Annotated in this window: 9 protein-coding genes; 8 read left to right on the top strand and 1 reads right to left on the bottom strand. The window is 70.6% G+C overall.

Going from position 1 to position 7,645, the window contains the following annotated elements; genetic code table 11:
- Window positions 1-117: 117 nt before the first annotated feature.
- Window positions 118-714 (bottom strand): Uma2 family endonuclease, encoded by a 597-nt coding sequence (locus AB0B01_RS30355; protein WP_361726052.1) that lies wholly within the window; start codon window positions 712-714, stop codon window positions 118-120.
- A 68-nt stretch (window positions 715-782) separates the two neighbouring features.
- Between AB0B01_RS30355 and AB0B01_RS30350 the strand changes: the two genes are divergently transcribed.
- From AB0B01_RS30350 to AB0B01_RS30315, 8 genes are all read left to right on the top strand, one after another.
- Complete coding sequence (locus tag AB0B01_RS30350; RefSeq protein ID WP_361726049.1) at window positions 783-1,436, top strand: HAD family hydrolase; 654 nt, start codon at window positions 783-785, stop codon at window positions 1,434-1,436.
- Between the two features lie 43 nt (window positions 1,437-1,479).
- The gene (locus AB0B01_RS30345; RefSeq protein WP_361726046.1) at window positions 1,480-2,697 is read left to right on the top strand and encodes an MFS transporter; all 1,218 of its coding nucleotides are present in this window, start codon (window positions 1,480-1,482) and stop codon (window positions 2,695-2,697) included.
- Window positions 2,648-3,817 (top strand): acetoin utilization protein AcuC, encoded by a 1,170-nt coding sequence (locus AB0B01_RS30340; protein ID WP_361726043.1) that lies wholly within the window; start codon window positions 2,648-2,650, stop codon window positions 3,815-3,817. Before AB0B01_RS30345 ends, AB0B01_RS30340 begins: the two co-directional genes overlap by 50 nt.
- A gap of 94 nt (window positions 3,818-3,911) precedes the next feature.
- Window positions 3,912-4,742, top strand: a complete 831-nt coding sequence (locus AB0B01_RS30335; RefSeq protein WP_361726040.1) for a phosphatase — start codon at window positions 3,912-3,914, stop codon at window positions 4,740-4,742.
- 114 nt (window positions 4,743-4,856) lie between these two features.
- Entirely contained in the window at window positions 4,857-5,066 is a 210-nt protein-coding gene (locus tag AB0B01_RS30330; protein WP_008738568.1) for a helix-turn-helix domain-containing protein, read from the top strand.
- Between the two features lie 152 nt (window positions 5,067-5,218).
- Entirely contained in the window at window positions 5,219-5,317 is a 99-nt protein-coding gene (locus AB0B01_RS30325; protein ID WP_003948845.1) for an AURKAIP1/COX24 domain-containing protein, read from the top strand.
- 101 nt (window positions 5,318-5,418) lie between these two features.
- Window positions 5,419-6,507, top strand: a complete 1,089-nt coding sequence (locus AB0B01_RS30320) for an NAD-dependent epimerase/dehydratase family protein (RefSeq protein WP_361726036.1) — start codon at window positions 5,419-5,421, stop codon at window positions 6,505-6,507.
- Window positions 6,507-7,514, top strand: coding sequence for a lysophospholipid acyltransferase family protein (locus AB0B01_RS30315; protein WP_361726033.1), 1,008 nt, complete (start codon window positions 6,507-6,509; stop codon window positions 7,512-7,514). Before AB0B01_RS30320 ends, AB0B01_RS30315 begins: the two co-directional genes overlap by 1 nt.
- The last annotated feature ends 131 nt before the right edge of the window (window positions 7,515-7,645 follow it).

Genomic DNA, 7,645 nt, shown 5'->3' with positions numbered 1-7,645 from the left:
GGGGGACCCTGTGGGAGAGTAGGACGCCGCCGAACAATCATTGCGGGAAGCCCCGCACCAGCCCTTTCGGGTTCGGTGCGGGGCTTTTCTGCGTTTATGGCCTCCGCGCCCCCGCGCTCACCAGTCGGTGGGATAGCTCTTGAGGCTGCTCGTGTCGAGAGACCAGCGGCCGGCGGTGACGGTGTCCCCGAAGGCGTAGGGAACTTCCTTGCGGTAGCGGATACCGTCGGGCCCTTTTGACGGGTCGCTGTGCACCGTGACGGTCTTCTTGTCCTTGCGGGGGTCCACGACGACGTACACGGGGACCCCCATCTTGGGGTAGTCGTACAGCTTGTCGCGGATATCGGTGAGGGAATTGGTACGGGAGACGACCTCCACGACCATGAGGACGTCGCGGGAGTTGACGACCTTCGCGGTGTCGTCGGCGTCTTCCTCGGCGATGATCATGAGGTCGGGGACCTTCGTCAGGCCGGTCTGGGGATCGCCCATGTTCGTGTCGTTGAGGGCGATGACCTCGGGGGACTGGGCTTCGATCTGTCGGCGGAGCCGCACCACGTTGAGCCCGTGGGGGGCCGTGGGGCTCATCATCGTGAGGAAGATCTGACCGTCGGTGGTCTGCACCTTCCACTGGTCTTCCTGATGCTCGGCCAGCTCCGCGAGCTGCTCTGCGAAATCATGCAAACGGCGCATCTGCTCGGGGGTGAGGTCGGCCATGATGTCCTCCTGGTAAGTGCCCCGGCAAGGGTAGCCAGCCGGGGACGGTGAGCCCTTAGGTTTGCGCCATGGGCTATGACCTCGTCATCTTCGACAACGACGGCGTGCTGGTGGACAGTGAGCCGCTGGCCAACACCATCCTCGCCGCGTACCTGACCGAGTTGGGCTTTCCGACCTCCTACGAAGACTCCCTGCGGGACTACATGGGGTCATCCGTGCACCGGGTGCACGACCTCGTGCACGAGCGGACCGGGCGGCGGTTGCCCGAGGGGTTCGACCAGACGTTGCTGGAGCGCACGCTCGCCGGGTTCGAGCGGGAGCTGGAGCCCGTGGCCGGCATTGCCGACGTACTGCGGCTGCTGCAGGAGCGCGGGATGCCGTACTGCGTGGCCTCCTCCTCCAGCCACCAGCGGATACGGGCCGGGCACCGGGCGGCGGGGCTGGGGCAGTGGTTCGAGGAGGGGCGGCTCTTCAGTGCGGAGGACGTGGGGAAGGGGAAGCCCGCGCCCGATCTGTTCCTGCATGCCGCCCGCACCATGGGTGTCGAGCCCGCGCGGTGCGTGGTGATCGAGGACAGCCCGCTCGGCGTGCAGGCCGCCGTCGCCGCCGGGATGGACGTGTACGGGTTCACGGCCATGACGCCGGCCGGACAGCTGGGCGCCGCCGACCGGCTCTTCGGCGACATGAAGGAGCTCCCGGGCCTGCTGGAACTCGGCGTGTGAGATCTCTACCCACCGGTAAGGGCCGGCCCTACGCTGTGCCGCCATGACAGACGACGTGCGGTTGCGCCGCGGGCGCGGCTCCCTGGGGTTCAGTTTCTTCGTGCAGGGCGTGACCTTCGCCCTCCTCGTCACCCGGATCCCCGCCATCCAGGACCGGTACGGCATATCCGACGGGCTGCTGCCGGCCTTCCTCGCCGCCGTGCCGGTCCTCGCCGGAGTCGCCAGCGTCGCCACCGAGCACCTCGTCCGACGCGTCGCCCCGAGCACCGTCCTGCGCTGGGCGCAGCCGTTCGTCCTGCTGTCCCTGCTGGGCGTGGGTGCCGGACGGCAGATGTGGCACGTGGCGTTGGCGCTGGGGGCGTTCGGGTTGTCCGTCGGGGCGCTCGACGCCTCCATGAACATGCTCGGGGTCAGCCTCCAGCGGGCGTACGGGCGCAGCATCATGCTCGGCTTCCATGCCGCGTACAGCCTCGGCGGGATCCTCGGGGCGTCGGCGGCCTGGGCCGGGGCGCACTGGCACCTCGACCTCTTCACCTCGTACCTGCCGGCGGTGGTCGTCCTGCTGCCGCTCGTTGTCCACGGGAGCCGGTCCTACGTCGATCAGCAGGCCGGTGCCGGGCAGGTACAGGAGAAGGGGCTCGGGGCCGGCGGGTTCCGCCTGCTGCTGCCGCTGTGCCTGGTGATGGCGGCGGCGTACATCGGGGATTCGACGGTCTCCAACTGGAGTGCCAAGTACCTCCAGGACGTGCTGGGAAGTTCGGAGCAGTTGGCGACCGTCCCCTACAACGTCTACATGGTGACCACGCTGCTGGGGCGGGCCGTCGGGGACTTCGGGGTGCGGCGGTTCGGGGCGGTGGCCGTCGTGCGGATCGGGACGCTGGTCGCCGCCGGAGGGTTCGCCGTCGTCGCGGCGGCGCCCGGGGCGTGGTGGGGGATGGTCGGGTTCACGCTACTGGGGTTCGGGTTGTGCGTGATCGTGCCGCAGACCTTCGCGGCGGCGGGGCGTGCGTTCCCGACGGCGTCGGACACGGCCATCGCCCGGCTGAACATCTTCAACTACGTCGGCTTCCTGATCGGGTCGCCGCTCGTCGGCGGGATCGGGGACGCCTGGAGCTACCGCGGAGCGATGCTCGTGCCGATGGTGTTGGTGCTGGTGACGTTGTTCCACGCCCGCTCGTTCGGCGCGGACCGCGCCCGATACGGTGTCGGGCATGAGCGGCCGCGGGTTGTTGATGTGGGACGAGGCGGTAACGAGGTATGACTTCGGACCGGGCCATCCGATGGATCCGGTGCGCCTGGCGCTGACCATGGGCCTGGTCCGCGCCTTCGGGCTGGACCGGGAGGTGGAGGTACGGGCGGCCCGTCCGGCGGGGGATTCCACGCTGCGGCTCGTCCACCGGGAGGACTACGTCGCCGCGGTACGGGAGGTGTCCGCCGACCCGGGCGTGGCCGACGGGTCGTACGGGCTGGGCACCATGGACGATCCGGCCTTCCCCGGGATGCACGAGGCCTCCGCGCTGATCGCGGGCCAGTCGGTGGCGGGTGCCGAGGCGGTCTGGGCCGGGGAGGCCGGGCACGCCGTGAACTTCGCGGGCGGGCTGCACCACGCCATGCCGGGCGGTGCCTCCGGGTTCTGCGTGTACAACGACGCGGCGCTGGCGATCGCGCGGCTGCTGGAGCTGGGGGCCGAGCGGGTCGCGTACGTGGACGTGGACGTGCACCACGGGGACGGGGTCCAGGCGGCGTTCTGGGACGACCCCCGGGTGCTCACCGTCTCCCTGCACGAGCATCCGAGGACGCTGTTCCCGCAGACCGGCTGGCCGCAGGAGACGGGCGGGCCGGCCGCCGAGGGCTCGGCGGTGAACGTGGCGCTGCCCGCGGGGACGGGGGACGCGGGCTGGCTCCGGGCCTTCCACGCCACGGTGCCGGAGCTGTTGGCGGACTTCCGGCCCCAGGTGCTGGTGACGCAGCACGGGGCCGACACGCACTTCGAGGATCCCCTCGCGCACCTGGCGGTGTCGCTGGACGCGCAGCGGGCGGTGCAGGAGGCCTGTCACCGGCTCGCGCACGAGTACGCGGACGGCAGGTGGCTGGCGCTGGGCGGCGGCGGGTACGCGGTGGTGGACGTCGTGCCGCGGTCCTGGACGCATCTGGTGGGGATCGCGGCGCACCGGCCCGTCGACCCGGCGTCGCCGGTGCCCGAGGCGTGGCGGGCCGAGGTGTACGCGCGGACCCGGCAGCCGGCGCCGGCCAGGATGACGGACGGGCGGAGCGCCGACTGGCGGGACTGGGAGGCGGGCTACGATCCGGCCGACCCGGTCGATCAGGCCGTACTGGCGACCCGTCGGGCGGTGTTCCCGCTGCGGGGTCTGCTCGCCTGAGGCGCTGCCGGGTCGTGCAGCATCGTTACGCCAAGTGTGGGGCTGTTCGGTGTAATTGATGAGCCGGCAGGTCCGGTTTGGCAGCATCGGGAGGGTGTTGAGCACCGGCGCGTTACGTGCGCATCTGCTGGCCGCCCGGTTGGCCGGGCCCGTCGCGACCTCCCGCGAGGAGAGCCTGCGCAGTTACCGGCTGTTCGCGGCGCGGGATCCGCGGGTGCTGCTGGGGCTGGACCCGGAGTGGGGGTGGGACGAGGGTGATCTGCTGAGGCTGATGGCGCAGAAGTGCGGGGTCTCGGCTGATCCAGCGCACGTCAGCGGCCCGGACGTGATCGACCCGGAGCGGACCCTGGCGGCGCTGGAGGCTTTCGCGGCGCGCTTGGGGGAGACGGCCCGGGCGAGGGCGCCCGTACTGTTCGGGACGGGTCACCCGCACCGTCTCCTGGAGTTCTACGCCAGTTTGGCCGAGGCCCTGTCGGCGGTGGGATGTGTTGTCCTCACTCCGGCGCAGGGGGCCGGTGTCGACGTGGCGACCCGGTTCGGCGTACGCAGGCACAGCCTCGATTACGTACGGGGGGTCGCGCTGGTGCGGGAAGGCGGCGCGCGCCCGCCGGGCAGTGCCACCGGCGCGCACACCCACTCGCCGCTGCCCGTTCGGATCGCCCTGGGGGCCCTCGCGGAGGTCGGCGGGCCGCTGCCGGAACTGGTGGTGGGGGACCACGGGTGGGTCTGCGGCGCAGGTCAGCTCGGTGTGGAGGCGATCGGGCTGGCGGATACGGACGATCCGGCGCTGTTCGTCGGGGAGGCGGAAGGGCGGGTCTCGGTGGCGGTTCCGGTTGATGACGCGGTGCGCGCGGACTACTACCTTCCGCTCACGCGGTACGTACTGGACCGGGCGGGTCTGCCGGCCGCGCAGGAGTGGCCGTAGCTCCTCTTCCCCACTCGTATCACACGCCCCTACTCTGGGGAGTGAGCGTGCGACGACGAGGAGTAACCGGAGGGGAAGCCGGTGCCCGTCATGCGCGGAAGGTCAAGGTGTGTCATGGCTGCTGGCGAGAGGCCTCTTTCCGAGGTTCAGTTCCTGACCGTGGCGGAGGTCGCCTCGGTGATGCGAGTGTCGAAGATGACCGTGTACCGCCTGGTGCACAACGGCCATCTGCCCGCGATCCGGGTGGGCCGGTCCTTCCGGGTCCCCGAGAACGCGGTTCACGAGTACCTCCGAGAGTCCTATGTGGGGGTGGAATCGGCCTGAGACTGACGCTCCGGCAAACTCTCCGATCCCCTCGGATTACAGGCTGAGAGCTCTGGCGGGTAGGCTAGGCCGACGTAGGTCGTGTGGGCCCAGACGCCCCGCACCGATCCCCGCTGGCGCGGGGATGTTCCGAGAAGTGAGCGAGGGTAGTCGTGGGCTCTGTTATCAAGAAGCGGCGTAAGCGGATGGCCAAGAAGAAGCACCGCAAGCTGCTCAAGCGCACCCGCGTTCAGCGCCGTAACAAGAAGTAAACGGCAGCTGTACGTGTTCTCCGCAGCCCCTCCACCATCCTGGTGGAGGGGCTGCGGTGTAGCCGGGGTTGGCGGAGGACGACGAGGAAGGCGCTGAGCTCGTGGGGAAGGTCGTGCTCGTTACCGGGGCAGCCCGGCAGCTTGGAGGCCGCTTCGTGCGGCGTGTCCAGCGTGATCCGGAGGTCGAACGGGTCATCGCGGTCGATGCGGCCCCGCCGCCGCACCGGCTCGGATCGGCCGAGTTCGTCCGTATGGACATCAGGCAGTCGTCCATCGCCCGGGTGCTGGCCGAGCATGCGGTCGACACGGTGGTCCATCTGGCGGTCACCGGGAGCGGTGCGGGGGCGGGCGGCAGCGGGAGCGCCGTCAAGGAGACCAACGTCATCGGGACGATGCAGCTGCTGGGGGCGTGCCAGAAGTCGCCGACGGTGCGGCGGCTGGTGGTGAAGTCCAGTACGAGCGTGTACGGGGGCGCCTCGCGGGACCCGGCCGTGTTCACGGAGACCACGCAACCGAAGTCCCTGCCGTCGGGCGGCTTCGCGAAGGACGCCGTCGAGGTCGAGGCGTACGTACGGGGCTTCGCGCGAAGACGGCCGGACGTCGCGGTGTGCGTGCTGCGGTTCGCGAACATCCTGGGGCCGTACGCGGACTCCGCGCTCGCCGAGTACTTCTCGATGCGGGTCATGCCGACCGTGCTGGGCTACGACCCGCGGCTGCAGTTCGTGCACGAGGACGACGTGCTGGACGTGCTGCGGCTGGCGGCGCAGGAGCCCCGGCGGGGAACGCTGAACAGCGGGACGTTCAACATCGCGGGTGACGGCGTACTGCTGCTGTCCCAGTGCGCGCGAAGGCTGGGGCGGCCGACGGTGCCGCTGGTGCTGCCCGCGGTGACGTGGGTGGGTTCGGCGCTGCGGGCGGTCGGGGTCACCGATTTCTCCCCCGAGCAGATCAGACTCCTCACGCACGGGCGGGTCGTGGAGACCACGCAGATGCGGGACGTGCTGGGATTCAAGCCCATGTACACGACGGCCGAGACCTTTGCCGACTTCGCGCGCAGCCGGGGCGGCGGGCTGCTGCCGCCGGAGCGGATGGGCCGGGCCGTGGACCGGGTGGCGGCCGTGCTGAGTGTGGACGGGCTGGACGTCGAGGGTGCCGGAGCCGTAGAGGCCGAAGAGGGAGCGCAGCGATAGTGGCGGACGCCAAGGTGATTCCGTTCGACGAGGACCGGCCGCGCAGGCGGGGTCCGGGGGCCCGGAAGGTACGGGCGGTGCCGGCCCAGGGGTCGGCGGTGGAGGCCGCCGAGCCGGTGGCGGCAGCCGAGGAGCCTGCGGGGGAGCCTTCGGGCGGGCAGGCGGGGTCGGGTTGGGAGCGGCGGCTCGCCGGCGGGCTGTCCTTTCTGCGGCGCCGGATCACCGGGGACTACGAGGTCGACGACTTCGGCTACGACAAGGAGCTGACGGACCAGGTCCTGATGTCCTTGATGCGGCCTTTGTTCGACAAGTACTTCCGGGTCGAGGTCAAGGGCATCGAGAACATCCCGGCCGAGGGCGGGGCGCTGATCGTGGCGAACCACTCGGGGACGCTGCCGCTGGACGGGCTGATGATGCAGGTGGCGGTGCACGACCGGCATCCGGCGCAGCGTCACCTGCGGCTGCTGGCGGCCGATCTGGTGTTCATGCTGCCGGTGGTGAACGAGCTGGCGCGCAAGGCGGGGCACACCCTGGCGTGTGCGGAGGACGCCCAGCGGCTGCTGGAGGCCGGGGAGCTGGTCGGGGTGATGCCCGAGGGCTTCAAGGGGATAGGGAAGCCGTTCGGAGACCGGTACAAGCTGCAGCGGTTCGGGCGGGGCGGGTTCGTGTCCACGGCGCTGCGGGCGGGCACGCCGATCGTGCCCTGCTCGATCGTGGGGGCGGAGGAGATCTACCCGATGGTCGGCAACGCGAAGACGCTGGCGCGGCTGCTGGGAGTTCCGTACTTCCCGATCACGCCGACGTTTCCGTGGCTGGGGCCGCTCGGGGCGGTGCCGCTGCCGACGAAGTGGACGATCCAGTTCGGCAAGCCGATCCCGACGGACGGGTATCCGGCGGAGGCGGCGGAGGACCCGATGCTGATGTTCAACCTGACCGACGAGGTGCGGGAGCAGATCCAGCACACCCTGTACAAGCTGCTGGTGCAGCGCCGGTCCGTGTTTTTCTGAGCCGCGGCCTCCGAGCCGCCGCCTTGCGAGCAGCAGCCTTGCGAGCAGCAGTCGGGGCCGGGGGGGCCGGCCCGGGGGGGGGGGGCCGGGAGCGCGGGGGTGAGGTGGAAGAGACAGGAAATTAAACAAGA

It is taken from the genome of Streptomyces sp. NPDC044571 (assembly GCF_040647115.1).
Classification (GTDB): Bacteria; Actinomycetota; Actinomycetes; order Streptomycetales; family Streptomycetaceae; genus Streptomyces.
Note: the sequence above shows the minus strand (reverse complement) of the source record. Positions and strands in the feature narration are given on the sequence as shown.